The organism is Nonomuraea ferruginea (genome assembly GCF_039540635.1).
GTDB classification, from domain to species: domain Bacteria; phylum Actinomycetota; class Actinomycetes; order Streptosporangiales; family Streptosporangiaceae; genus Nonomuraea; species Nonomuraea ferruginea.
In genome coordinates, this window is the sequence record NZ_BAABFD010000024.1 from 78,976 (window position 1) to 103,467 (window position 24,492).

27 protein-coding genes and 1 riboswitch are annotated in these 24,492 nt (G+C 72.5%); of the genes, 15 read left to right on the plus strand and 12 right to left on the minus strand.

Features of this window, described 5'->3' with window-relative positions:
- The first annotated feature begins 14 nt into the window (after positions 1-14).
- Together ABD999_RS36480 and ABD999_RS36485 are read left to right on the plus strand one after the other, a co-directional pair.
- On the plus strand, positions 15-2,108 hold the full coding sequence (locus ABD999_RS36480; protein WP_345483123.1) for a bifunctional polysaccharide deacetylase/glycosyltransferase family 2 protein: 2,094 nt from the start codon (positions 15-17) through the stop codon (positions 2,106-2,108).
- 223 nt (positions 2,109-2,331) lie between these two features.
- Positions 2,332-2,465, plus strand: a riboswitch (cyclic di-AMP (ydaO/yuaA leader).
- An 11-nt stretch (positions 2,466-2,476) separates the two neighbouring features.
- Complete coding sequence (locus ABD999_RS36485) at positions 2,477-3,247, plus strand: glycoside hydrolase family 25 protein (protein WP_187281150.1); 771 nt, start codon at positions 2,477-2,479, stop codon at positions 3,245-3,247.
- 44 nt (positions 3,248-3,291) lie between these two features.
- On the opposite strand, the gene ABD999_RS36490 is transcribed toward ABD999_RS36485, so the two are convergent.
- Positions 3,292-3,669, minus strand: a complete 378-nt coding sequence (locus ABD999_RS36490; protein WP_271279983.1) for a hypothetical protein — start codon at positions 3,667-3,669, stop codon at positions 3,292-3,294.
- Between the two features lie 71 nt (positions 3,670-3,740).
- On the opposite strand from ABD999_RS36490, the gene ABD999_RS36495 reads away from it, so the two are divergent.
- A complete protein-coding gene (locus ABD999_RS36495) occupies positions 3,741-4,118 on the plus strand; it encodes a MerR family transcriptional regulator (RefSeq protein ID WP_148031482.1) in 378 nt (125 codons plus the stop codon).
- Here the strand turns inward: ABD999_RS36495 and ABD999_RS36500 are convergent.
- Positions 4,115-4,495, minus strand: coding sequence for a cupin domain-containing protein (locus ABD999_RS36500; RefSeq protein WP_271279984.1), 381 nt, complete (start codon positions 4,493-4,495; stop codon positions 4,115-4,117). The genes ABD999_RS36495 and ABD999_RS36500 overlap by 4 nt on opposite strands.
- Positions 4,496-4,610: 115 nt before the next feature.
- Here ABD999_RS36500 and ABD999_RS36505 point away from each other — a divergent pair, with 115 nt between their 5' ends.
- On the plus strand, positions 4,611-5,111 hold the full coding sequence (locus tag ABD999_RS36505; RefSeq protein WP_271279985.1) for a class I SAM-dependent methyltransferase: 501 nt from the start codon (positions 4,611-4,613) through the stop codon (positions 5,109-5,111).
- Here the strand turns inward: ABD999_RS36505 and ABD999_RS36510 are convergent.
- Entirely contained in the window at positions 5,101-7,467 is a 2,367-nt protein-coding gene (locus ABD999_RS36510; protein WP_271279986.1) for a family 20 glycosylhydrolase, read from the minus strand. The two genes, ABD999_RS36505 and ABD999_RS36510, sit on opposite strands and share 11 nt — an antisense overlap.
- 168 nt (positions 7,468-7,635) lie before the next feature.
- On the opposite strand from ABD999_RS36510, the gene ABD999_RS36515 reads away from it, so the two are divergent.
- From ABD999_RS36515 to ABD999_RS36535, 5 genes are all read left to right on the plus strand, one after another.
- Positions 7,636-9,123 carry a sulfatase family protein gene (locus ABD999_RS36515; RefSeq protein WP_271279987.1) on the plus strand — a complete coding sequence of 496 codons (1,488 nt, stop codon included), beginning with the start codon at positions 7,636-7,638 and terminating at the stop codon, positions 9,121-9,123.
- Positions 9,124-9,166: 43 nt separating this feature from the next.
- Positions 9,167-10,171, plus strand: coding sequence for an aliphatic sulfonate ABC transporter substrate-binding protein (locus ABD999_RS36520; RefSeq protein WP_271279988.1), 1,005 nt, complete (start codon positions 9,167-9,169; stop codon positions 10,169-10,171).
- A gap of 48 nt (positions 10,172-10,219) precedes the next feature.
- Positions 10,220-11,587 carry an ROK family protein gene (locus ABD999_RS36525; RefSeq protein WP_271279989.1) on the plus strand — a complete coding sequence of 456 codons (1,368 nt, stop codon included), beginning with the start codon at positions 10,220-10,222 and terminating at the stop codon, positions 11,585-11,587.
- 90 nt (positions 11,588-11,677) lie between these two features.
- Positions 11,678-12,478 carry an ABC transporter permease gene (locus ABD999_RS36530; protein WP_345483124.1) on the plus strand — a complete coding sequence of 267 codons (801 nt, stop codon included), beginning with the start codon at positions 11,678-11,680 and terminating at the stop codon, positions 12,476-12,478.
- Positions 12,475-13,245 (plus strand): ABC transporter ATP-binding protein, encoded by a 771-nt coding sequence (locus ABD999_RS36535; RefSeq protein ID WP_148031476.1) that lies wholly within the window; start codon positions 12,475-12,477, stop codon positions 13,243-13,245. Before ABD999_RS36530 ends, ABD999_RS36535 begins: the two co-directional genes overlap by 4 nt.
- Positions 13,246-13,284: 39 nt before the next feature.
- On the opposite strand, the gene ABD999_RS36540 is transcribed toward ABD999_RS36535, so the two are convergent.
- The 3 genes from ABD999_RS36540 to ABD999_RS36550 are packed head-to-tail and all read right to left on the minus strand — an operon-like array spanning position 13,285 to position 15,779.
- Entirely contained in the window at positions 13,285-13,890 is a 606-nt protein-coding gene (locus tag ABD999_RS36540) for a TetR/AcrR family transcriptional regulator (protein ID WP_271277734.1), read from the minus strand.
- Between the two features lie 24 nt (positions 13,891-13,914).
- Positions 13,915-14,640 carry an ABC transporter ATP-binding protein gene (locus ABD999_RS36545; RefSeq protein WP_271277733.1) on the minus strand — a complete coding sequence of 242 codons (726 nt, stop codon included), beginning with the start codon at positions 14,638-14,640 and terminating at the stop codon, positions 13,915-13,917.
- Positions 14,637-15,779, minus strand: coding sequence for an ABC transporter permease (locus ABD999_RS36550; protein WP_271277732.1), 1,143 nt, complete (start codon positions 15,777-15,779; stop codon positions 14,637-14,639). The genes ABD999_RS36545 and ABD999_RS36550 overlap by 4 nt, the downstream gene beginning before the upstream one ends.
- A gap of 227 nt (positions 15,780-16,006) precedes the next feature.
- Between ABD999_RS36550 and ABD999_RS36555 the strand changes: the two genes are divergently transcribed.
- Both ABD999_RS36555 and ABD999_RS36560 read left to right on the plus strand, forming a co-directional pair.
- A complete protein-coding gene (locus ABD999_RS36555) occupies positions 16,007-16,786 on the plus strand; it encodes a sigma 54 modulation/S30EA ribosomal C-terminal domain-containing protein (RefSeq protein ID WP_271277731.1) in 780 nt (259 codons plus the stop codon).
- A gap of 172 nt (positions 16,787-16,958) precedes the next feature.
- Positions 16,959-17,750 carry an SAM-dependent methyltransferase gene (locus ABD999_RS36560; RefSeq protein ID WP_219545693.1) on the plus strand — a complete coding sequence of 264 codons (792 nt, stop codon included), beginning with the start codon at positions 16,959-16,961 and terminating at the stop codon, positions 17,748-17,750.
- Here ABD999_RS36560 and ABD999_RS36565 read toward each other — a convergent pair whose 3' ends face one another.
- Positions 17,751-18,572 (minus strand): NmrA family NAD(P)-binding protein, encoded by an 822-nt coding sequence (locus ABD999_RS36565; RefSeq protein ID WP_271277730.1) that lies wholly within the window; start codon positions 18,570-18,572, stop codon positions 17,751-17,753.
- A gap of 135 nt (positions 18,573-18,707) precedes the next feature.
- Positions 18,708-19,046 (minus strand): VOC family protein, encoded by a 339-nt coding sequence (locus ABD999_RS36570; protein ID WP_148031470.1) that lies wholly within the window; start codon positions 19,044-19,046, stop codon positions 18,708-18,710.
- An 86-nt stretch (positions 19,047-19,132) separates the two neighbouring features.
- Between ABD999_RS36570 and ABD999_RS36575 the strand changes: the two genes are divergently transcribed.
- Together ABD999_RS36575 and ABD999_RS36580 are read left to right on the plus strand one after the other, a co-directional pair.
- A complete protein-coding gene (locus ABD999_RS36575) occupies positions 19,133-19,447 on the plus strand; it encodes an ArsR/SmtB family transcription factor (RefSeq protein ID WP_246640116.1) in 315 nt (104 codons plus the stop codon).
- Positions 19,444-19,863 (plus strand): SRPBCC domain-containing protein, encoded by a 420-nt coding sequence (locus ABD999_RS36580; RefSeq protein WP_271277729.1) that lies wholly within the window; start codon positions 19,444-19,446, stop codon positions 19,861-19,863. Before ABD999_RS36575 ends, ABD999_RS36580 begins: the two co-directional genes overlap by 4 nt.
- On the opposite strand, the gene ABD999_RS36585 is transcribed toward ABD999_RS36580, so the two are convergent.
- From ABD999_RS36585 to ABD999_RS36600, 4 genes are read right to left on the minus strand one after another with little or no spacing between them, the layout of a single operon-like run.
- Positions 19,860-20,072 carry a hypothetical protein gene (locus tag ABD999_RS36585; protein ID WP_271277728.1) on the minus strand — a complete coding sequence of 71 codons (213 nt, stop codon included), beginning with the start codon at positions 20,070-20,072 and terminating at the stop codon, positions 19,860-19,862. The two genes, ABD999_RS36580 and ABD999_RS36585, sit on opposite strands and share 4 nt — an antisense overlap.
- 3 nt (positions 20,073-20,075) lie before the next feature.
- A complete protein-coding gene (locus ABD999_RS36590; protein WP_271277727.1) occupies positions 20,076-20,804 on the minus strand; it encodes an alpha/beta fold hydrolase in 729 nt (242 codons plus the stop codon).
- A complete protein-coding gene (locus tag ABD999_RS36595; protein WP_148031465.1) occupies positions 20,801-21,415 on the minus strand; it encodes a LysE family translocator in 615 nt (204 codons plus the stop codon). The genes ABD999_RS36590 and ABD999_RS36595 overlap by 4 nt, the downstream gene beginning before the upstream one ends.
- 30 nt (positions 21,416-21,445) lie before the next feature.
- Complete coding sequence (locus tag ABD999_RS36600; RefSeq protein WP_148031464.1) at positions 21,446-22,417, minus strand: helix-turn-helix transcriptional regulator; 972 nt, start codon at positions 22,415-22,417, stop codon at positions 21,446-21,448.
- Positions 22,418-22,460: 43 nt separating this feature from the next.
- Between ABD999_RS36600 and ABD999_RS36605 the strand changes: the two genes are divergently transcribed.
- Together ABD999_RS36605 and ABD999_RS36610 are read left to right on the plus strand one after the other, a co-directional pair.
- The gene (locus ABD999_RS36605; RefSeq protein ID WP_271277726.1) at positions 22,461-23,222 is read left to right on the plus strand and encodes a DeoR/GlpR family DNA-binding transcription regulator; all 762 of its coding nucleotides are present in this window, start codon (positions 22,461-22,463) and stop codon (positions 23,220-23,222) included.
- Positions 23,219-24,490 (plus strand): MFS transporter, encoded by a 1,272-nt coding sequence (locus ABD999_RS36610; protein ID WP_271277725.1) that lies wholly within the window; start codon positions 23,219-23,221, stop codon positions 24,488-24,490. Before ABD999_RS36605 ends, ABD999_RS36610 begins: the two co-directional genes overlap by 4 nt.
- Positions 24,491-24,492 lie beyond the last annotated feature (2 nt).

The following is a 24,492-nucleotide window of genomic DNA, read 5'->3' on the forward strand; positions in this document are numbered from 1 at the left end:
GGGGCAGGAGGCGGGTGGCCGGGCGGGGTGTGGAGCCTTCGGGGCACTGGCTGATGTTGCTGGCCGGGGTGGCGCTGGCGGGGTGCGCGCTGACGCTCGACGGGTTCGTCAAGAACGTGGTCGGCGAGACCGGGCCCCAGCGAGGCGGCGGGGACCCGGCGTCGTGGCTGGAGCCGGTGCGCCGCAGCGGCCCGGTGCTCGACCTGACCGGGGACAAGCCGGCCGGCGCCCGCCCGAAGGCCCGCACGGTGGCGCTGACGTTCGACGACGGGCCCGACCCCGAGTGGACGCCGCTCGTGCTGGACGCGCTGAAGAAGCACGGGGCGAAGGCGACGTTCTTCACGGTCGGCTCGAAGATCGCCGCCCATCCGGAGCTGACCCGCCGGATCGTCGCCGAGGGACACGAGATCGGCAACCACACCTACACCCATCCCGACCTGTCCGCCGTCCCCGCCTGGCGGGCCGAGCTGGAGCTGAACCTCACCCAGAAGGCGCTGGCCGGGGCGACGGGGCTGCACACGATGCTGGCCCGCCCTCCGTACTCCTCGACCCCTGACGCCATCACCGGCGAGCAGTGGGACACCCTGGCGATGCTCGGCCGCGAGGGCTACCTGATCGCGCTGGCCGACCTCGACACCGAGGACTGGAGCAGGCCGGGCGCGGCCGGCATCGCCAGGGCCGCGTTCCCGCGGGGCGGGCGCGGGGCGGTGGTGATGATGCACGACTCCGGCGGCGACCGCGCCCAGACAGTCGAGGCCGTCTGCCGCCTGCTCGACCGGCTGGACCGGGCCGGCTACCGCGCCGAGACGCTGACCTCCGCGCTCGGCATGCCGTCGGCGCACCGGCCGGCCGCGCAGCCGGAGCGGATCGCCGGCGCCGCGCTCGGCCTGGCGCAGCGCGCGGCGAACGCGTTCACGGACGCGCTGTGGTGGGTGCTGTTCGCCACCGGCGTGCTGACGCTGGCCCGGCTGCTGCTCCTGGTGGTGCTGGCCCGGGTGCACGCCCGGCGCTCCCGGGGTCCGGGACCGGCCCTGACCTGGGAACGGCCGCCGGGGGTGAGCGTGATCGTGCCCGCGTACAACGAAGAGGCGGGGATCGCCGCGACCGTGCGCTCGCTCGTCGCGACCGCGTACCCCGGGCCGGTGGAGGTGCTGGTGGTGGACGACGGTTCCACGGACCGCACCGCCGAGGCCGCCGCCGGGCCGCGGCTGCCGGGAGTACGGGTGATCAGGCAGGACAACGCCGGCAAGGCCGCCGCACTGAACACCGGCATCCGGCACGCGCGCCACGAGTTCCTCGTCATGGTCGACGGTGACACGGTGTTCGAGCCGGACACGATCGGGCATCTCGTGCGCCGGCTCGCCGACCCCCGCGTGGGCGCGGTGAGCGGCAACACCAAGGTCGGCAACCGGCGCGGGCTCATCGGCCGCTGGCAGCACGTCGAGTACGTGATCGGCTTCAACCTGGACCGGCGCGCGTTCGAGCTGCTCGACTGCATGCCGACGGTGCCGGGGGCGATCGGCGCGTTCCGGCGCGGCGCGCTGGTCGGGCTCGGCGGGGTGAGCACCGACACGCTGGCCGAGGACACCGACCTGACGATGGCGCTGTGCCGGGCGGGCTGGCGGGTGGTGTACGAGGAGCGGGCGCTGGCGTGGACGGAGGCGCCCGCGACCCTGGGGCAGCTGTGGCGGCAGCGCTACCGCTGGTGCTACGGCACGATGCAGGCGATGTGGAAGCACCGCCGCGCGCTGGCCGAGCCGGGTCCGTTCGGCCGCCGCTGCCTGGGTTACCTGGCGCTGTTCCACGTGCTGCTGCCGCTGCTGGCGCCGGTGGTGGACCTGATGGCCGTCTACCACACGGCGGTCGGCGACCCGCTGCCGGCGGTGGCGGTGTGGGCCGGGTTCGTGGTGGTGCAGGCGGCGGCGGGCTGGTACGCGCTGCGGCTGGACCGGGAGCGGGTGTCGGCGCTGTGGGTGCTGCCGCTGCAGCAGTTGGTGTACCGGCAGCTGATGTATCTGGTGGTGTTCCAGTCGGTGGCGACCGCGCTGCTCGGGGTGCGGCTGCGCTGGCACACGGTGCGCAGGCAGGGCACTTTCGCGGCGCCGTGACGGCACCGGCGGGAGATTTTACCCGGAGGCCGGATTCCCTTACGTACAAGGGGTTTCGGGGGTGCTACCCCGGGTCCGAACCGCCAAACCGGATATGTCATACTTGCAATATTTTTGTCTGCATATATACCTTTTGCGTATTCGCGGTGATACCTCAACTCTGTTGCCGCATCGATTGACCGGACCGTGCGCTGTCCTGACGGTGTCCCCCTCACGCCAGGGCAGCGCACGGCCGCCGAATCCGCGTCTCGCGGAGCCGGGGACCCACTTCCTGGGGTGAATCGGACGCCAGCGTCCGTAGGGGACTTCCAACTCCGAACCCGTCAGCTAACCCGGTAGGCGGCATGGAAGCAAGGAGTCATTTCCTCATGCCCAAGCCTCGGCTTGCCGCTGCGCTGAAGTACCGTCCCAGCAACCGTCTCAAGTACGCCTTCGCCGGCGCGCTGCTGGCGGGGACCACCGCCGTCGCCAGCGTGACCGGCACCGCCATCGCCGCCACCGGCGGCGCCGCCGCCCCCGTCGAGCCGAACCCGGCCATCGCCCAGCAGCAGGCGGCCCAGCTCACGTACGGCCAGGACGTGTCGAACTACCAGCCCGACCACGACTGGGAGGCCAGCCCGGCCGAGTTCGGCATCATCAAGGCCACCGAGGGCACCGGCTTCACCGACAAGACCTTCGCCCGGCACTGGCAGGAGCTGGACAAGAAGGGCATCGTGCGCGGCGCGTACCACTACGCGCACCCGCGCAACAACCCGATCGCCGAGGCCGAGCACTTCCTCTCCGTGGTGAACTCCCAGCCCGCCAAGCCCGGCGACCTGCTGGTGCTGGACCTGGAGACGACCAACGGCAGGTCCGTCTCCGAGGTGAACGCCTGGGCCAAGGCCTGGCTGTCGCACGTCAAGGCCAAGACCGGCGTCACGCCGCTGTTCTACAGCGGCTGGCACTTCGCCGACACCTACGGCGCGGGACTGTCGGAGTACCCGCTCTGGGTGGCCCACTACAGCAAGCCCAAGGGCGAGATCACCCCGCCGGCGGACTGGAAGTCGTGGACCATCCACCAGTACTCCGACAAGCCCATCGACCACAACGTCTCCGCCCTGACCCCCGACCAGCTCCGCAGCCTGGGCCGTCCGGCCTGACCCGCTCTGTGACGCCTCCCGTTGAGGGAGGCGTCACAGTCGTCTCAGCCCTGGTGGATCCTGAGCCCACGCTCCTCCATGCGCCGCAGCAGCTCGGCCGGACCCACCGCCGTCTCCGGCAGCAGGTAGAACTCCTCCAGGATCGGCCCCGCGTCATCGGGCGCGGCCGCGTCCCAGATCACCTCGTCACCCGGCGCCGTGACCTCGAAGGTGAAGAACGCGCAGCACGCCTTCTCCCGCGCGGCGAGATCCCGTACCCACTCCTCGACCCCGTCACCGGCACGGAACCGGAACCGGATGCCCCCGGCGGTCCGCTCGCGTCCGGTGAGCGCCTCGCCGAACAGCCGCCGGTACTCGGCCAGCCGTTCCTCGGGGGTGTCGCGGGCGGTGGTCATGTCGCAGACGATCGGTGGGGTGTCCATGATGTGCTCTCCTTCCGTCACTTCCGGAGCGTAGAGTCTGGACCTAGGTCCAGGGTCAAGAGGAGAGCGGTGTGAAGATCGGCGAGGTGGCCCGCGAGGCCGGGGTCAGCGTGGACACGGTCCGCTTCTACGAGCGCCGCGGCGTGCTGCCGGCGGCGGGGCGCAGGCCGTCGGGCTACCGGGTGTTCGACGCGTCGGCGGTGTCCAGGATCCGCGCCGCCAAGGCCCTGCAGGAGCTGGGTTTCACGCTGGACGAGGTGGCCGGCGCCCTGCGCTCCCACGACGCGGGCGGCGCGACCTGCGCGAGCGAGCGGTGGCGGCTGGAAGCGGTGGTGGAGCGCATCGACGCGAGGATCGCCGAGCTGGCCCGGGCCCGCGACCTCGCCGCCCGGAGCCTCGCCGACTGCCGCTCCGGCGACTGCCGCTTCCCGACCGGCCTGTCCTTCTAGCGCGAGCCCTCGCCTGACTCGGCCAGGTCGGCCTCCTCCTTGGTCTTGTGCACGGTGCCGTCGGCGTGCTCGGGCGGCCCGTACGCCGTGTGGAGCACGAGCGGCGCGGCGCCGGTGTTGACGAAGTTGTGCGGGGTGCCCGCCGGGACGGCGACCAGGTCGCCCGCCTTCACCGGACGGACCTCACCGCCGACACGGGCCTCTCCGGTCCCGGAGACGAAGGTGAGGATCTGGTCGGTGTCCTCGTGCACCTCCTCGCCGATCTCACCACCCGGCGGGATGGTCATGGTGACGACCTGGACCTTCTCCCCGGTCCACAGGACCCGGCGGAAGTCGGTGCTCTCTTCGGCGACGGTGGCGATCGCGAAATGGTGCACGGTCGGCTCCTGTGTCTCGCGGTTCAAGCTGGCGTATGACTCTTGCCAGGACAAAAGCTGACATAAACGTAATGTCCGGCAGGCGGACACCGGGCGCGGTGCTAGTTTCGCCGTCATGAAGGTGCCGGAGAGGCTGCTGTGGGCCGTCGAGACCCTGGAGACGCGGCCGGGCGAGCGGGTTCTGGAGATCGGCTGCGGCCGCGGCGTCGCCGTCGGACTGCTCTGCGAGCGCTCCGCCTCCGTCACCGCGATCGACCGGTCGGCGACGGCGGTAAAGGCCGCACGCGAGCGCAACGCCCGCCACGTCGAGGCGGGCGCCGCGGTGATCGAGCAGGCCGAGCTCGACGGCGGCGGGCTGCCCGGCGGCCCGTACGACAAGGTGTTCGCCGTCAACGTGAACGTCTTCTGGACCCGCTCCCCCGCCGCCGAGCTGGCGGCGGTCAAGCGGGCGCTCGCGCCCGGCGGCTCGCTCCACCTGTTCTACGAGCCGCCGGGCGCCGCCAAGGCTCAGGAGATCGCGGTCAAGGTCGAGGCCGCGCTCGCCGGGTCCGGCTTCACGTCCACCACCCTGACGCACGGTCTCCTGCTGTGCCTGAAGGGTGAGCTCACCCCGTGACGGTGACCGTCAGGTCCCCGGTGACGGGCGCGCCGCCCGGCGTGCGGACCGTCAGCGTGCCGGTGTAGGTGCCGGGCCGGCTGAAGGTCCTGGCCGAGGTCACGGTGAAGGCGGCGTTGATCCGCATGCCGGGGATGCTTCCCTCCCTGGTGGTGGCCGGGGTCACGGGCTCCTGGACACCGTCGCTCCAGGTGACGGCCGCCTCCAGGCCGGCGGCGGTGTGGCCGGGCGCGGTGAGGGTCCAGGAGGCGCCGGTGGGCCGGCCGGTGCGGGTGCTCACCGATCCGCCGAGGATCTCCAGCCGCCAGGGCACGTCGGCGGTCGGGAAGAAGTTCGTGCCCTGCACGGTCAGCCTGCCGCCCATCTTCGCCAGGCGGTTCTTGAAGTCGGCGTAGTCCCGCTGGTCCTGGGGTGTCCAGCCGACCTCGGCGGTGGCGATCAGGCGCGGGTAGGCGTAGTACTGCGCCTGCTCGACGCGGCGGATGAACTCGCCCCACACCGCCGACTCCACGCCGAGCACGCTGCTCTCCTGGATGCCGGGGATGTACGTGCCGGGGTCCCAGTTGTAGTGGCGGTCCAGGCCGCACGGCCCGCCGCACGCCCAGGTGCCGCCCTCGGGCTGGCGCGAATCCTGCTTCTGCGGCACGTACGCGTGCGCGGCCGGGGAGAGCACGACCTGGGCGCCGCGGTCGTTCACGGCGGCGGCCACGGCGTTCCGGTTGCCGTTCCAGAACTGCACCACCGCGTTGTCCCGCGGCAGCGCGGTGCCGGCGTACTCGTTCCAGCCCACGACGGTCTTGCCGAGGGCGCGCACGTTGCCGGTGAAGGCGTCGACCATCTTGACGTAGTCCGCGTGGCTGGTCGAGAACGCCTCGTCGCCGCCGATGTGCAGGTAGGGACCCGGGGTCATGGCGGCGATCTCGGTGAGCACGTGCTCGGCGAACTCGTACGTGACCGAGCTGTGCGCGTCCAGGGAGGAGTAGCCGACGGCGCCGGTGCCGTTGTGCGGGACGGTGGTCTCGCCCGGCTTGAGTGCCGGCCGCGCGCCCGGGGTGTTGAGCTGCGGGACGGAGTGCAGCGCCGAGTTGACGTGGCCGGGCAGGTCGACCTCGGGGATGACGGTCATCCCGTGCTCGCCGGCGTAGCGGACGATCTCGGCGTAGTCGGCCTTGGTGTAGAAGCCGGTGATGCCGGGCTCGGTGCCCCGCTCGGTCATCGCGGTGGCGCCGCCGACCTCGGTGAGGGCGCCGTAGTCGATGCCGGACGGGTTGCTCGCCGGGTCGTCGAGGGCGATGCGCCAGCCCTGGTCGTCGGTCAGGTGCAGGTGCAGGCGGTTGACCTTGAACTGGGCGGCGGCGTCGATGTAGGTCTTGACCTCGTCCACCGGGTAGAAGCTGCGGGCGACGTCGAGCATCATGCCGCGGTGCGCGAAGCGCGGGTAGTCGGTGATCTCCACGGCGGGCACCGTCCATTCGGCGCCGACGACCTCGCCCGACTCGGCCCACTGCGGGAAGAGCTGGCGGAGCGTCTGGACACCGTGGAGCGCGCCGTTCGGGGTGGCGGCGCGGATACGCACCTCGGCGGCGGTCACCGACAGCGTGTAGCCCTCGGCCTCGTGGCCCTCGGGCGCCTTGCCGGCGCCGACCTCGATGACGATGGGCGCCGGGCCGCGGCCGGCGGCGGCGACCGTCAGCTTGTGGCCGGTGGCCCGGCGCAGCAGGCGGGCCAGGTGGTTCGCGGGCGCCTGGGCGCCGTCGCCGAGGGCCAGGACGCGGGTGTTGCGGTGCAGCGTGTACGGGGCGCCGCCGGTCTCGGTGAGCGACACCGGCTTGGGCAGCAGGCCGAGCGTGGGCTCGGGGGCGGCGGGCGGACCGTCCCAGATCTCGAACTCGGAGATCGAGTAACCGTACGCGGCCCAGCGCTGCTTCCCGTGCACGCGCACGTACGAGACCGGCTCTGCGGAGCGCACGTCGATCACGTCGGTGCGCGGGCACGTGTCGCGCCGCAGCGAGGCGACGTCGGTCCAGGTCTGACCGTCGGCCGAGGTCTGCAGGACGAAGTCGCGCGCGCAGGCGTTCGGCCAGTGGAGTGTCACGTGGTCGACCTTGGCGGGTGCGGCGAGCTGGACCTGGACCCAGTTGTCGTCCTGGTACTTCGATGACCAGCGGGTGGCGGTGTCGCCGTCGTTGACGTGCGCGGCCACGAAGTCGGCGCGGTCCAGCTCGACGCTGGAGGCGCTGGCGGCGCCGGCGAGCGCGAGGTTGACGGGCCCGGCGGCGGCCTGGGCCGGTGCGGGGATGGTGAGTGCGGGAGTTAAGAGCGCGGCGGTCGCTAGGGCCACGAGGGAGCGGCGCATGGGACTCCTTATCGATGCGCGGTGGTTCGCACAGTGTGATCACCCTTGCCGATTAACGTCAAGAGAGCGGAAATAAAGTAGCGGTAACGCCCAGGTCGCCCCTCTTGCGGTCAGCGCTGGTCACCTTTAACGTAAACGCCCAGGAAAAAATGAGCGATCGGAGTACGGGTGACCAGTCCACGCAACGTCCTGTTCCTGATGACCGACCAGCATCGGGTGGACACTCTCGGCTGCTACGGCAACCCGGAGGTCCGCACGCCCGCGCTGGACGGCCTGGCGGCGGAGGGCACGCGCTTCGACCGGTTCTACACGCCGACCGCCATCTGCACCCCGGCGCGGGCCTCGCTCTTCACCGGCCTGCACCCGTTCCGGCATGGCATGCTCGTCAACCCGGAGCGCAACGGCGGCGGACGCGACGAGGTCGCCGCCGGCCAGCCGGTCATGTCCGAGCCCCTGCTGGCCGCCGGCTACAACATGGGCCACGTCGGCAAATGGCACATCGGCCGCGAACGGGGCCCCGAGTTCTACGGCATGGACGGCGAGCACCTGCCGGGCGCGCTGAACCCGTTCCACCACCCCTCCTACCAGAGCTGGCTGAAGGAGCACGGCCATCCCCCGTTCGCGGTGGAGCGGCCCGTCTTCGGCACGGCCCAGAACGGCACCGGCCGCGGCCACCTGATCGCCGGCCGTCTCAAGCAGCCCGCGGCGGCCACGGTGGAGACCTTCCTCGCCGACCGCACGCTGGAGCTGCTGGAGCGCTACGCCGGCGACTTCCACCGCGGCGACAGGCCGTTCGTGCTGTCCTGCCACTGGTACGGGCCGCACCTGCCGTACCTGATCCCGGACGAGTTCTACGACATGTACGACCCGGAGCGGGTGCCGCTGCCGGAGTCCATGGCCGAGACCTTCGACGGCAAACCCGAGGTGCAGCGCCGCTACTCCGAGTACTGGTCGGCCGACCACTTCGACGCCGACGCCTGGCGCGGGCTGATCGCCGCCTACTGGGGCTACGTGTCGCTGATCGACGCGCAGGTGGGGCGCCTGCTCTCCGCCCTGCGCGAGCTGGGTCTGTGGGACGACACGGCGGTGATCTTCACGGCCGACCACGGCGAGTTCACGGGCGCGCACCGGCTCAACGACAAGGGCCCCGCCATGTACGAGGACATCTACCGCATCCCGGGCATCGTCCGGGTGCCGGGCGCCCCGGCGCGGACCGTGGACGCCTTCGCCACGCTGATCGACCTCAACCCCACGATCCTCGACCTCGCCGGGCTGCCGCCGCAGGATCCGTGCGACGGCGCGAGCCTGCTCCCGCTGATCGGCGGCGAGCCGCCCAAGGGCCGCGACTCGGTGGTCACCGAGTTCCACGGCCACCACTTCCCCTACTCCCAGCGCATGATCCGGGACCACCGCCACAAGCTGGTGTTCAACCCCGAAGGCGTGCACGAGCTGTACGACCTGGACAGCGACCCGCACGAGCTGCGCAACGTCTACGCCGTGCCCGCCTACGCGGCGGTCCGGCGTGACATGACCGCGCGGCTCTACCAGGAGCTGCTGCGCCGCGGCGATCCCGCGTACAGCTGGATGAGCTACATGGCCGACATCGGCGAGGGCCGAGCCCCCGACGTGGACGGCGTCGCTGACGAGGTGGCCTGATGCCGCCCGTCACCCCACCCGTGAACCCAGAAAGGACCTCCCGATGAGGCGTCCTCGCATACTGGCCGCCGCCCTCGCGGCCCTGGCCATCCTGCTGCCCGTCACCGCGTGCGGCTCCTCCTCCGAGGAGGGCGGCGCCGAGCCCGCGAAGGTGCGCTTCGGCTACATCGCCGACTTCGCCGGCGCGGCGGTGCTCGCCGCCGCCGACAAGCAGGGCCTGTGGGCCAAGCACGGGCTGGAGCCTGAGCTGAAGGTGTTCACCAACGGCCCGCTGCAGATCCAGGCGCTCGGCTCGGGCGACATCGACTTCGGCTACATCGGCTCCGGCGCCACCTGGCTGCCCGCCAGCGGCAAGGCCAAGATCATCGCCCCGAACATGCTGGGCATGGCCGACCGCGTGATCGTCCACCCGGGCTCCGGCATCTCCTCGATCGCCGACCTCAAGGGCAAGAAGATCGGCGTGCCCGAGGGCACCTCCGGCGACATGATCCTCGAACTGGCGCTGAAGGAGGCCGGGCTGACGGGCAAGGACGTCGAGAAGGTCAACATGGACCCCAGCACGGTCGTGACCGCCTTCAGCGGCAAGCAGATCGACGCGGCGGCCATCTGGTACCCGCTGATCGACACCATCAAGAAGAACGTGCCCGACCTGGTGGAGCTGACCAAGAGCGAGGACTACTATCCCGCGCTCAGCTTCCCCAGCTCCTTCGTGGCCCGCAACGAGCTGGTCGCCGAGGACGCCGCGACCGTCACCAAGGTGCTCAAGGTGCTGCAGGAGGGCAACGACTGGGTGGCGGCCAACACGGCCGAGGCCGAGACGCTGACGGCCACGTTCCTGAAGGCGCCCGGGGAGCAGTTCAAGGGCGCCTCGGCGGTGACGAAGATCGTGCCGACGGCGGAGCTGCGCAAGATGGCCGAGGACGGCTCGGTGGCCGGATGGTACAAGGGCCTGGCCGACATCTTCGTCACCATGGGCAAGCTGACCGAGTCACCCGACCCCGCCACGTACTTCACCGCCGACCTGTACGCGTCGGCGGCCGCGGGCTGATTTTTCGCGAGAAGATGACAGAAATCCGTCGCCCACCATCATGGTGCCATGTCGACCCCCACTGACGCGCTGCAGCGGCTGCGGCGGGTGCACGAGGACGCCGTGCTGTCCGCGCTGCGCTCGGCGGGCGCGCTGAGCCGCGCCCAGCTCACCGAGCGCACCGGACTGTCGCGTACGACCTTGTTCGCCATCATCTCCGACCTGATGGAAAGGGATGCGGTGATCGAGACCGAGGCGGTGCCTGCCGAGCCGCGCGGCCGGGGCAGACCCGCCGCGCTGGTCTCGCTCAACCCGGCCGCCGGCCTGCTCCTGGGCCTCGACCTGGGGCGGGGCCGGGTACGGCTGGCCGTGGCCAACGCCGCGCACCAGGTCGTCGCCACCGCCTCGGCCGCCCTGCGCGAGGACGCCGCCCCTGCCGAGCAGGCGGAGGCGGCGGTGCGGCTCGTCCGCGAGGTCGCCGCGGAGCGCGGGATCAGCCTCGGCGCGCTGGAGGCGGTCGGCCTCGGCCTGGTCGGGGTGCTCGACGACCATATCCGCACCCCCACCCCGGCGCCGACCACACCCGCCCTCTCGGAACCCACGCACGCACCGTCCAGCCCTTCGGAATCCGCGGACGCGGCCGGACCTCCGGGACCCCACGCGCGGTCCGGCAATGCCGGACCGGCGGGCGTGGCCGGACCCTTGGGATCTCGCGCTGGTTCCGGCGAGCGTGCAGGGCTGCCGGAAGGGGTGCCCGCGCGCTACCTGCCGCTCGCCCTGCGGGTCGCCGAGGAGTTCGGCGTGCGGGTGGCGGTGGACAACAACGCCAGGCTGGCGGCGCTGGCCGAGGCGACCTGGGGGGTGGCCAGGCCGGTCCGGGACATGGTGTACGTGCGCTGGTCCGTCGGCGTGGGCGGCGGGTTCCTGGCCGGCGGCAGGCTGCTGCGCGGCGCGCACGGCGCGGGCGGCGAGGTGGGCCACGTCTCGCTCGACCCCGGGGGCCCGCCCTGCCACTGCGGCGGCCGGGGCTGCCTGGAGGGCCGCATCGGCGGTCAGCGCCTGCTGGACGCCTGCGCCGCGCGCGGGGTGCCGCTGGCGGGCCTGGACGAGCTGGTCACCGCCGCGCAGGACCGGGTGCCCGCGGTGTGCGAGGTGGTCGCCTCGGCGGCGGCCGACCTGGGCCGGGTGCTGGCGGGCACGGTCACCCAGCTCGACCCCGCGCTGGTCGTGGTGGGCGGCGAGCTGGCCGCGCTGGGCAGCCTGGTCCTCGACCCCATCCGGGACGCGATCTCCCGTCAGGCGCTGCCCCGGTCGCCCCGCCAGATCGAGGTCACCCAGGCCGACCTCGGCGTGAACGCCTCGGCGATGGGCGCGATCGCGCTCCTGCTGCACGAGGAGCCGTCGATCCCCGCCCACCTCCGTCCCGCACTACCGTGATTTGTCCGAAAAAAGCCCAATATTCCAGGACCTTGTGGGCAATTGCGCCACCGAAGAGGATCTCCACTGAGCCATGAAGAGTCCCAGAACATGACCGCCGTGAGCGTGACCGACCCTCCGCCCTCCCCCGGCCGCCGGCTCCGGCGGCCGGGCCGCACCCTCGTCCTGAACGTGGTCGCCGTCCTGGCGGGCCTGGGCGCGTGGACGGCGCTGTCGATGTCCGGCATCACGGGCCTGAGCGGCCCCGTCGAGGTGGCCGCGCGCGGCGTCGAGCTGGTCGCCGACGGCACCCTGACCAACGACATGCTGGCCAGCCTGCGCCGCGTGTTCACCGGCTTCGCGCTGGGCACCCTGCTCGCCATCCCGGTCGGCTTCCTGATGGGCTGGTACGCCACCGCGCGTGCCCTGATCGAGCCGTACGTGCAGTTCTTCCGTACGATCCCGCCCCTGGCGATCATCCCGCTGGCCATCCTGCTGATGGGCATCGGCGAGACGCCGAAGGTGTTCGTCATCTTCCTGGCGGCGTTCCTGTCGAGCGTGGTCTCGACGTTCCAGGGCGTGCTCGACGTCGACAAGACGCTCATCAACGCCGCCCGGGTGCTGGGCGCCTCGGACCGGACCATCTTCCTGAAGGTCGTGGTGCCGGCCTCGACGCCGTTCATCATCGTGGGCATGCGGATCGGGCTGGGCGCGGCCTGGGGGACGCTGGTGGCGGCCGAGCTGATCGCCGCCCAGGAAGGGCTGGGCTACCGGATGCAGCAGGCGCAGCTCTACTACGACCTGCCCACGATCTTCGTGGGACTGATCAGCATCGGCGTGCTCGGCCTGATCATGGACCGGCTGCTGCTGCTGGCCGAGCGCCGATTCACCGGATGGCAGGAACGCCGATGAACACCAAGATCTCCTTCCAGGGCGTGTCGAAGACGTTCGAGCTCAAGGGCGGCCGGTTCCTCGCCCTCGACCGGGTGGACCTGGACATCGCCGACCGTGAGTTCGTCACCGTCGTGGGCCCGTCGGGGTGCGGCAAGAGCACGCTGATGGGCATGGCGGCCGGGCTGGTCGAACCCGGGACGGGCCGGATCCTGCTGGACGGCGCGCCGGTCACCGGACCGGGGCCGGACCGCGGGGTGATCTTCCAGCAGTACGCGCTGTTCCCGTGGCTGACCGTGCGCAAGAACGTCGAGTTCGGGCTCAGGCTCCAGCCGATCTCCGCCGAGGAGCGGCACCGCCGCGCCCAGCACGCGATCGACCTGGTGGGGCTGACGGACTTCGCCGACGCGCTGCCCAAGACGCTGTCGGGCGGGATGAAGCAGCGCTGCGCGATCGCCCGCGCCTACGCGGTCGGGCCGCAGGTGCTGCTCATGGACGAGCCGTTCGGCGCGCTGGACGCGCTCACCCGCGTGCAGTTGCAGGATCAGCTGCTGGACACGTGGAGCCGGGAGCGGCGCACGGTCATGTTCATCACGCACGACGTGGACGAGGCCGTCTACCTGGCCAACCGGGTCGTGGTCATGGCGGCGCGGCCGGGCCGCATCCACCGGATCATCGACGTGGACCTGCCGTACCCGCGCACCGAGGAGGTGCGGCTGTCACCGGAGTTCTCCCGCATCCGCAACGAGGTGTGGCACTCGGTCTACCACCAGGCCCCCGCGGCCTGACCCGTACGCCGGGGGCGGGCGCCCCCGGCCGGCCGGCGGTCACGTCGCCTCGGGAGGGGCCGGGCCCATGCCGGTCGCGCGCAGGAACGGCTCCAGCAGGGCCCTGGCCGACTCCCAGACGGTCCGCAGGTCGGTGCCGGACTCGATCAGCCGGGACCCGGCGAACACGATGGCGTTGATCATCTCCGCCGTCTCGGGCACCGCGGGGACGCCGAGGCTGTGCAGCGTCTCCACGAGCGGCTCCAGGAGCTGCTGGTGCATGGTGCGGCTCTGTTCGGCGACCGTGTCGCCCGGTGCGACCTCCGCGAGGACGGTGGCCAGCGCGTGCTCGCCCTCGGTGATGAGCTCGAAGTTGGTCAGCACGTACGCGAGCACGCGGTCGGCCGGGGTCGCGGCGGCGTCCATCGCGACGGCGACCCGGGCCGACCAGCGGGGGAAGACGTCCTCCACCACCGCGTTGAGCAGGTCCTCCGATGACCGGAAGTACTGGTAGAGGCTGGGCCGGGCCAGCCCGGCGCGCGCCGCGACCCGGCTCAGCGTGGGAGGCCGGCCGGTCTCCGCGAGGATCTCCCTGGCCACGTCGAGCAGCGCCCGGTGCTGGGCGGCCCGATGCTCGGCGACGGTCGACGCCCGGATGCGCGGCACGTGCCCTCCTCCACCATGGTCGGCCTACTCCGACAGTCTCCCATCGACCATCGACAGGACGCGGTCGCAGTGGCCGAGCACGTCGTGATCGTGGGTGACCATGATCGTCGCGACAGCGGATTCGTGCGTCTCGTGCGCGAGCAACGTGACGATGTCGTCGCTGCGGGCGCGGTCGAGTGCGGCGGTCGGCTCGTCCACCAGCAGCACCGCCGGGCGGGTGACGAGTGCGCGGGCGATGCCCACACGCTGCCGCTCGCCGCCGGACAGCTGGTGGGGCCGGTGTCCCACGCGGTGGCCCATGCCGACCCGGTCGAGCAGCTCTCGCGGGTCGTGACCGTCACCCGCACGTCTGCCCGCCACGTCGAGCGCGAAGCGCAGCTGGTCCAGCGCGGTGAGGGCCGGGATGAGGTTGCCGGACTGGAAGACGAACCCGATCCGTTCGCGGCGGTGGCGTGCCTTCTCCCGGGAGCTCGCCCGGGAGATGTCGACGCCGTCGAGCAGGACCCTGCCGGTGTCGGGCGTGGTGAGCGCGCCGGCGACCGCGAGCAGGCTCGACTTTCCGGAACCGGAGGGCCCGACGACGGCGACGAACTCGCCGGACGCCACGTGGAGGTGGACGTCGTCGAGCGCGGTGACGGTGGCGTCGCCGTCGCCGAGGGCCAGGGTGACGCCCTCCACCCGCAGGCCGCCGCGTTCCTCGGCGCCGGTCCGGCGGGAGTCCGGGCGCGGGGACGTGTGGCTGGTGGTCATCTCTGCCCTCCCAGGGCTGCGAGCGGGTCGACTCGGACGATGCGGCCCACGGCCGCCGCGGCGCCGGCGAGGCCGAGGCCGACGAGCAGCAGGGCTGCGACGACGAGCGGGCCCGCCTCCAGGGCGAACGGCATGGGGGTGGTGGTGAGCAGCGCGCCGCCGCCCACTCCCATCAGGAAGCCCACGGCGGTGGACACGGTCAGGATGACGGTCGCCTGGATCATCGTGTCGCGCATGAGGTAGCCGGTCGAGGCGCCCATGGCCCGTACGACGGCGAGTTCGTGTTTGCGCTGGATCGTCCACACGGTGAAGAACGTCCCGACGACGAGCGCGGAGATGGCGTACAGGAAGACCTGGATGAGCGTGAGCGTGGAGATCTCGGCGGTGTAGCCCGGGGAGGCGCCGAAGGAGTCCTCCAGCGTCATGCTCGTGGTGCCCGCCGCGGCGTCGCCGCCGGACAGGTCGATCTCGTTCCCGTCCCGGGCGCGCAGGGCGATGGCCGTGGCCTCCTCGTACGCCCCCTCGCGCGCCTCGTCACCCGGCCCGGCGCCCGCGTGCACCTGCTGCCAGGTGCGCAACGGCAGGTACGCCACGTCGACATGGCCGAAGGTGCGCTGGTCGCCGGTGGTGCCGATGACCTTGAGCCGGGTGCCCAGGCGGTCGATGACGACGGTGTCGCCGATGGCCACGCCGTCGTCCAGGACGGTCTGGCTGACCACGATCCCGTCGGGGTCGCCGAGTCCGGCGCCGTCGGACACGGCGGGCGCGAGGAACGAGCCGGGGTCGACGCCGAACAGGGCCAGGTCGATCGGCGTCTGGGCGCCCGCGGCGGTCGTGACCTTGGCGTTGACCAGCATGTTGCCGAACGGGACGGCGTCGCCGACGTCGTCGCGGCCCTTCCACGTCTCGGCCTGGTTCACGTTGACGGTGCTGCGGGAGAAGGCGGAGTCGGTCTTGGTCCCCTCGGCGAAGGCGAACGCGGTGACGGGCAACCGCTGGAGCCCGGAGACACCGTCGTTGACGAGCCCGGAGGAGAGACCGGACAGCAGGACGACGAGGATCGCTATGAGGGCGACGACTCCGCCCATCAGGCCGAAACGTGCGCGGGCGAAGACCAGCTCGCGCCAGGCCAGGAACATGGCACTCCTTCACAGGAAGGGATTTCACGGGACGGATGAGCGCCCCGACTTCCCGACGCGCCGTTGGCAAGATACCAACACTGCGTCGGAAAGATGCAACCGCCGAGGTCACGGCCGATGACACGCGTAGGGCTGAAGGTCCCTTTCCGATGGTCTTTCTCCTCTACCGGCGGCCTGGCGTTCCGCGATTGGCTGAGCCCGCAAGGAACGGCAGAAGGAGGCACGACATGAGACGCCGGAACGCGCCGGTCGCCATCGACCCCGCCGACGTTCGGGTCGAGACACGTGGCCCGGTCCGCCAGGGAGCCGTCGAGCACGCCAGGGAGGCCGTCGCCGCGCTCACCCGGCTGGCCGGCGAGCCCGTGCTGTTCGCGCGGGTCAAGCTGACCGCCCCGGACGCTCCCGACGCGAAGCGGCCGTACACGGCGCAGGCCAACCTCGACGTCAACGGGCGCCTGATCCGCGCCCAGGCCGCCGGCCCGTCCATGTACCAGGCACTCGACCTGCTGGAGGACCGGGCGCGTACCCGGTTGCGGCGCACCGCCAGGCACTGGGAGGAGACGCGCGGACGCTACTCGCCGGAGCGGCGGGAGTCCTCGCTGCCGGTCCTGCCGCGCCCGGCGGACGCCGAGCGGGAGATCGTCCGCCGCAAGACGCTGGCCGCCTACCGGGCCACTCCGGACGAGGCCGCCTTCGACATGGAGCAGCTCGACTTCGGCTTCTACCTGTTCACCGAGGCCGGCAGCGGTCAGGACAGCGTCCTGTACCGGGCCGAGGAGGGCTACCGGATGGCCCAGGTGGAGCCGAGGCCGGAAGCGCTCGGCGAGGTGGCGGTGCCGCTCGCGATCGATCCGGGCGCGGCGCCCCGGCTGACCACCGCCGAGGCGGTGGACCGGCTGGAGGTCAGCGGGCGGGCGTTCGAGTTCTACGCCGACGCGGAGACCGGCCGCGGCCGGCTGATCTACCACCGTTACGACGGCGGCTACGGGCTGATCACGATCGACTGACCGGCCGCCCACCGACCGGCGCCGGGACCTCAGCCCCCTGAGGTCCCGGCGCCCGCATCTCCGGGAGGGCACGAAGTCCCGCGGAACGGGAGCTCTCGGGCCAAGATCGAGACTTGGGATCTTCCTCGCGTTAGGCTCTGTCGCGTACAGCCCCTTCCCGGAAGGCACGACGATGACCGACGATCCGCTCAGCCGTGTGAACACCGAGATCCCGAGCCCGGCCCGGATCTACGACCTGTGGCTGGGCGGCAAGGACAACTACGAGGTCGACCGCGTCGTCAGCGAGCAGATCCTCCAGGCGGTCCCCGAGCTGCCGATCCTGGCCAAGACGAACCGCGAGTTCCTCGGCCGGGCGGTGCGCTACATGGCCGGGGAGGCGGGCGTCCGCCAGTTCCTCGACATCGGCACCGGGATCCCCACGGCCGACAACACCCACCAGGTCGCCCAGTCGGTCTCGCCCGACTGCAAGGTCGTGTACGTCGACAACGACCCTGTGGTGCTGGCCCACGCGCGGGCGCTGCTGCGCGGGCCGGGGCAGGGCGACACCTGGTTCATCGACAGCGACCTGCGCGAGCCCGCCGAGATCGTGGCCGCGGCGGCCGAGTACCTGGACTTCTCGCAGCCGGTCGGGCTGGTGCTGCTGGGCGTGGTGGAGTTCCTGCCCGACAGCGACCGGCCCAAGGAGATCATCCAGCGGCTGATGGCCCCCATGGCCCCGGGCAGTCACCTGGCCATCTCCCACGGCCTGGTCGGCAAGCAGCTGGAGGACGGGGTGCGCAGCTGGAACGAGAGCGGCGCCGTACCGATCACGCTGCGCACGCACGAGCAGCTGACCGGCTTCTTCGACGGGCTGGAGCTGCTGGAGCCGGGCGTGGTGGCGCTGCCGCGCTGGCGCCCCACGCCCGAGACGCTCTACGCCGACCGGGAGGCCGTCTACTACGCGGGCGTGGGCCGCAAGCCGTAGTCAGGAGAACGCGGCGGCGTTCTCCTCGATCCACTGGCGGAAGGTGCGGGGCGGCCGTCCGGTGACCTGTTCGACGGTGGGCCGCACCGTGCGGCCCACCTCCGGGGTGTCGGCGCACACGGTGAGGAAGAACGCGACGTCCTCCTCGGAGTAGCCCTGCCGCCGCCACTCGGCGGTGATCTGCTCGCGGCTCAGCTCGACGAAGCGGATCTCCCTGCCGAGGACCTCGCCCAGCACCCGTACCTTGTCAGCCGTGGTGAACACCTCCGGGCCCGTCACCACGTACTCCCGCCCGGCGTGCCCGCCGGAGGTGAGCGCGGCGGCGGCCACGGCGGCGATGTCCGCGTCGTGCACCATGGCGCTCCTGGCCTCGGGGAACCCGTCGCGGACCACGCCCTCCTCCTTGACGGAGCCGGCCCATTCGAGGACGTTCGACATGAACTCCACCGGTCCCACGAAGGTCCACTCCAGGTCGCTCGCCGCGACCGCCTCCTCCAGCGGGCTCCTGGACAGCCCGCCCTGGAGCACCGTCACCCTGCGCACCCCGGCCTCGACGGCGGCGGCCACGATGGCGGGGCCGTTCGCCAGGGGCGAATGGTCGGCCCCGTCGAAGGTGATCAGATGGGCGGCGGTGACGCCTTCGAAGGCGGCGGCCAGGGATCCGGCGTCGGCCAGGTCGCCGGCGACGGCCCGCGCGCCTTCCGGCAGGTTCGCGCGCGCCGGGTCGCGGGTGAGCGCGCGCACCCGGTGGCCGGCGGCCAGCAGCCGCTCCACGAGCGGGCGGCCCACGTTGCCGGTGGCGCCGGTGACGAGGATGGTCATGCGGATCTCCTTCGGTCGGTGACGCCCGAACGGTAGGAGATCTCGCGGTCAGTTCCTGTCCGCGAACGGGACCTTTCACCGGGACGCACCGTACGGCCGCCCGGCCGGGCCGGGCGGCCGGGGCCTGGAAGGAGGCTAGAGGCCGGGCGCGGGCTGCCAGAGGCTGATGACCGTGCCCTGGTCGTCGGTGCAGGCGCAGCCGCGGCCCGACTTGCTCTCGTACGGCTCGTCCGTGGTGCCGCCCAGCTCGTGGACCCGGGCGATGGCGGCGTCCAGGTCGTCGACCTTGTAGTAGAGGTTCGGCTGGGACGACGGGCCGCCGGCGTTCAGGCCCATGGGCAGGGTGCTGTTGGTGACGTGCAGGTACGTCTCGTGCTCGCGCGTGAACTCCCAGCCGAACAGCGGCCCGTAGAAGGCCGCCGCCCGGTCCAGGTCCTTCACCGACAGGGTGTAGTAGCCGAGCTCGGTAGGCATACGCGAAACCTCCGCGATAATATTCAACGACAACGTTAAGCACTAATCTAACCGAGAAGGCAACGATTAACCAACACGTTAACGACTTGGACGCGACGCTGGCCGCGCTCGCCGACCCGACCCGGCGCAAGGTGATCGACCTGCTGCGTGACGGTCCCCGGCCGGCCGGGGAGCTGGCGGAGGCGGTCAGCATGAGCGCGCCCGCGCTGAGCAGGCACCTGCGGGTGCTGCGCGCGGGCGGCCTGGTACGCGCCGAGGCCGGCGGCGACGACGCCCGGCTGCGCGTCTACACCCTGCGGCCCGAGCCGTTCACCGCGTTGCAGGCCTGGCTCGACCAGGTACAGGCGTTCTGGGCCGAGCAGCTCGGCTCCTTCAAGGACCACGTGGAGCGCGGCCGGTGAACACCGTCAGGGCCGGCGTCACCGTGCCGGTGGACCCCGCGACCGCCTTCCGGGTCTTCACCGACGAGATCGACGCCTGGTACGTGCGCGGCCGGCACAGCTGGGTCGACCCGGAGCGGGCCGTCGGCATCCGGTTCCAGCACGGCTACCTGCGCGAGCTGTGGTCCGACGGCGGCCACGTCGACACCGGCCGGATCCTCACCTGGGATCCGCCGCACCGCCTGGTCTGGGCCGACCTGATCAACCCGACCGGCCGGATGGAGATCGAGGTCGCGTTCACCGAGGTCGACGGCGGCACCGAGGTGACGCTGGAGCACCGGGGCCTCGACACGCTGCCGCCCGACGTAGCCGGGCGGATCCGGCGCGGCTACTCGTGGAACATCGTGCTGGGCTGGTTCGCCCGCCGGTGGGCCTAGCGTTTGCCGTACTTCTTGTGCACGGCCTGCTTGGTGACGCCGATCGCGTGCGCGATCTGCGCCCAGGCCAGGCCGGCCACCCGGGCCCGCCGCACCTGGACGGCCTCCACCCGCTCGATCTCGCGGCGCAGCGCGGCGGTGGCCTGCAGCGCGCGCAGCGGGTCTTCGTCCTGGGCCTGCCGCACCAGCTCGGCCAGATCGTCCGCCATGGTCTAAAGGTAGTCCAGCAACAGCCGGGTGACCTCCTCCGGCCGCTCCAGAGCGGGCAGATGGCCGGCCCACTCCAGTTCGACCAGCTCGGCGTCCGCCAGCCGGCCGGCCAGGTGGCGGGCGCCGGCGCGGAAGTACGGCAGGTCGTACGGGCCGGTGACGATCAGGGCGGGCACCGTGATCGCGTCGAGGTCGTACTCCGGCGAGAACTGCGAAGGCTCGGGGTCGGCGGCCAGCTGCCCCGCGAACGCGTGCCGCTGCATCTCCACCACCCGCCGCCGGGTGGCCTCGTCCGCCTCCGGCCCGAGCCAGGTGCGGGCGTTCAGCTCGGCGGCGCCCTCGACGTCGCCGGCCTCCAGCAGCCGGTCCTCCTCCTCGCCGAACGCCACCACATCCTCGGTCTCGGGCAGGCCGGAGCCGGGGTTCATGAGCACCAGCCGGGTGGCCAGGCCGGCCAGCTGCAGCGCGACCCGGCACCCGTACGAGGAGGCGACCAGCGCCGCCCGCTCGACGCCGAGCTCGGCGAGCACCTCGGCCACGTCGCCGGCGTCGCTGTAGGGCCGGTCGGCCTGGTAGGGGGTGTGGCCGAACCCCCGGTAGTCGACCCTGATCACCTGGAACCGCGCGGCGAGCGCGTCCCACTGGCCGTCCCACATGCCTGCGTCGGCGGCGCTCGACGGCAGCAGCACCACCGGCTCGCCCTCGCCCGCCCGCTCGTACCAGATCGTCATCGGCCCTCCAGCGCCAGTCGCACACCCAGCCCGACGAGGACGGCGCCGGACACCTGCTCCAGCCGCCGCTTGACCGCGGGCCGCCCGAGCAGGTCCTTGGCCCGGGTCACCGCCCACACCAGCAGCCCGTACCAGAGCATGTCGACCAGCACCCAGACGACGGCGAGCGTGACCAGGGTGAGCGGCACGTCTGCGCCCTGCGGCACGAACTGCGGCAGGAACGACATCGCGAACACCGCCGCCTTCGGGTTGGCCACGCACGTGCCGAGCCCGGCCAGGTAGGCGCGGCGGCGCCCGTCCACCGGCGCGACCTCGACGGCGGCGGCCCCGCCCTTGCGGGCCTGCCAGAGCGCCTGCGCGCCCATCACCACCAGGACGACCGCGCCGGTGACCCGCATGACGTCGTAGGCGAGCTGTGAGGCGAGCAGCAGCGCCGACAGGCCGAAGGCGGCGGCCAGCCCCCACAGCAGGATGCCGGTCTCGTTGCCGAGCGTGGCCGCCATGCCGGAGCCGCGGCCGGAGCGGAGCGTCTGGCGCAGGATGACGGCGGTGCTGACGCCTGGGGCCATCGCCACCAGGACACACGCGCCGATGAACGCTAGGAGATACATACCGGGCATCGTGCCAGGAACGGGCCCGACTTACTCATACATTTTCCGCAGCTCCGCCACCGCCTCCACCATGAGAGCGCGCAGTTCGGGCGGGCCGAGCACCTCCACGCCCGCGCCCATGCGCAGCAGCAGCCAGCGGGCGTGGGTGATCGACTCGACCGGCAGGGTGAGCGTCCGCCACCCCTCGGCGTCGGGCTCGGCGGCCCCGGCCAGGGCGCCCGCCACCACGTCCTGGCCCATCGTGTAGGCGAGCAGCTCCTCCATGCCGGGGGCGAGCCTGATCTCGGCGGTCGCGGTGTACATCCGTTCGCGGAACTCGGCCGCGTACGCCTTCCAGAACCCGGCCAGGTCGAAGCCCTCCGGCCGGTCGAAGCGGCCGGGCTCGGCGGCGAGGGTGAGGACGCGCGCCACCCGGTAGGTGCGCGGGCTCTCGCCGGGCGGAGCGGCGACCAGATACCACGACCCGCCCTTGAGCACGAGCCCGTACGGGTGGACGAGCCGCTCGACGACCTGCCGTCCCCAGCGCCGGTAGGTCATCCGCAGCGGCCGCTGCGCCCACACCGCCTCGGCCACCTCGCTCAGGTGGGGCACGTCGTCGGGCCCGCGGTACCAGCCCGGCACGTCCAGCAGGAACCGCTCGCGCATCCTCGCGGCCTGCGAGCGCGGCTCCGGCGGCAGCGCGGCCAGCAGCTTCAGCTCGGCGTTGGCGGCCAGCTCGGCCATGCCCAGCTCGGCGGCGGGGCCCGGCAGCCCGGCCAGGAACAGCGACGACGCCTCCTCGGCGGTCAGCCCGTTGAGCCGGGTGCGGTAGCCGTCGAGCAGCTGGTAGCCGCCGGCGGGGCCGCGGTCGGCGTAGACCGGCACGCCGGCGGCCGACAGGGCCTCCACGTCGCGGTAGATCGTACGGATCGACACCTCGAGCTCCTCGGCCAGCTCGGGCGCGGTCATCCGGCCGCGCGTCTGCAGCAGCAGGAGGAGGGAGAGCAGACGGCTGGCGCGCATGCACCTATTGTAGAGCGCACATTGTCTATGTTTATATGAACATATGGATCGTTTACATCGCATACTCAACGCCCTGCGGACGAACGACACCGTCTCCGTCGCCGAGCTGGCCGAGGAGCACGGGGTGTCGGAGATGACGATCAGGCGCGACCTGGAGGAGCTGTCCCAGCAGGGGGTGGTGCGGCGGATCAGGGGCGGCGCGCTGTCGCTGCTGCTGCGCGGCGAGGAGCCGCCGTACGCGCTCAGGGAACGGGAGGCGGTGGAGGCCAAGCGGCGCATCGGCGCCGAGGCGGCCTCGCTGATCGCCGACGGGGAGGCGGTGGTGCTCGACGGCGGCACCACGGCGGCCGAGGTGGGGCGGGCGCTGGTGGACCGCCGGCTGACCGTGGTGCCGCTGGCGCTGCAGGTGGTGTCGCTGCTGTCGGCGGCGCCGCGGGTGCGGCTGGTGCTGCCCGGCGGCGAGGTGCGGCCGGGCGAGCTGAACTTCATGGGCCCGCTGGCCGAGACGTCCATCGGGGCGCTGCGGTTCGACACGGCGGTGGTCGGCTGCTGCGGGCTGTCGGCCGCGCAGGGGCTGACCGCGCACGACCTGCCGGAGGTGGCGATCAAGCGGGCGGCGATCGCGTCGGCCCGGCGGGTGATCGCGGTGTGCGACTCGGGCAAGTTCGCGCGCACGGCGTTCGGCGCGGTGTGCCCGATCTCGCGGCTGGACGTGGTGGTGACGGACGACAGGATCCCCCGCGAGGAGCACGACGCCCTCCTCGCGGCAGGGGTCACGGTCCGCGTCGTCCAGGAACCCTCGTGACCGCCACACCCGGGCGCGCCCCCCGGCCCCCGGAAAACCCCGAGACCGCCGCACCCGGCCACAACCCCCGATCTCCCCAGGACCCCGCGACCGATCCGGTGGGAAGTGGCGGCGCGGGAGGCGGGGACACGGGCCTCGACCCGGGCGACGTCCGGCGCGCCAGGGTCGCCGTCTACCTGCTGTTCCTGCTGGCGGGGGCCGCGATAGGCACGTGGACGGCCCGGATCCCGGCCATCAAGCAGGACCTCGGGCTCGGCGAGGGCGAGCTGAGCCTCGCGCTGCTGGGGCTGGCGGCCGGCGCGATGGCGGGCATGCAGGCGGTCGGCCGGCTGGTGGACCGGTTCGGCAGCGCCCGTGTGATGATCCCCGCCGCGCTGCTGCACGGCCCCGCCCTGGTAGCCCCCGCGTACGCGGTGAACCTGGCGACGCTGGCACTGGCCCTGCTGGCCTTCGGCGCGGTGCACGGCGTGCTGGACGTGTCCATGAACGCCAACGCGGTGGTGGTGGAGCGGGCGTGGGGGCGGCGCGTCATGTCCTCCTTCCACGCCGTCTTCAGCCTCGGCGGGTTCGCGGGCGCCGCCGCCGGCGGGCTGTTCGCGCAGGCCGGCCTCTCCCCCGCGGTCACGTTCTGGTCGGCAGGCGCGGCGATCACCGCGCTCGCGCTGTGGGCGTCGCTGTGGGCGCTGCGCCCGCCACCGGTCAGGGAGCCCGCCGGGCCGGGGAGCCGGCCGAAGGGGATCGTGTTCCTGGGCGTGCTGGCGTTCTGCTGCCTGGTCGGCGAGGGCGCGGCGGCCGACTGGAGCGCGGTCTACCTGCGCGAGCACATGGGGGCCGCGGCCGGGTTCGCGGCCGCTGGCTACGCCGCCTTCTCCATCATGATGACGGCGGGCCGCCTGGCGGGCGACCGGCTGGCGGCCAGGTTCGGCCCGGTGCCGCTGGTCCGGGCGTGCGGCCTGCTGGCGGCGGCCGGGCTCGGGATGGCGCTGCTCGTCGGCCACCCGGTGGCGGGCGTGGCGGGGTTCGGCCTGTTCGGGGCCGGGCTGTCGTGCATCGTGCCGCAGGTTTTCTCGGCGGCCGGGCACCGCGACCCGGCCTTCGCGGGCCGGGCGCTGGCCAGGACGGCGAGCATCGGCTACCTGGGCTTCCTGTCGGGCCCGGTGCTCATCGGCGCCGCCGCGGAGCTGACCGGCCTACCCCGGGCCCTGGCCATCCCCGCGATCCTGGCCGCCTTCGTCGCCCTCGCCGCCGCCGCCCTGCGCGCCCGCTGACG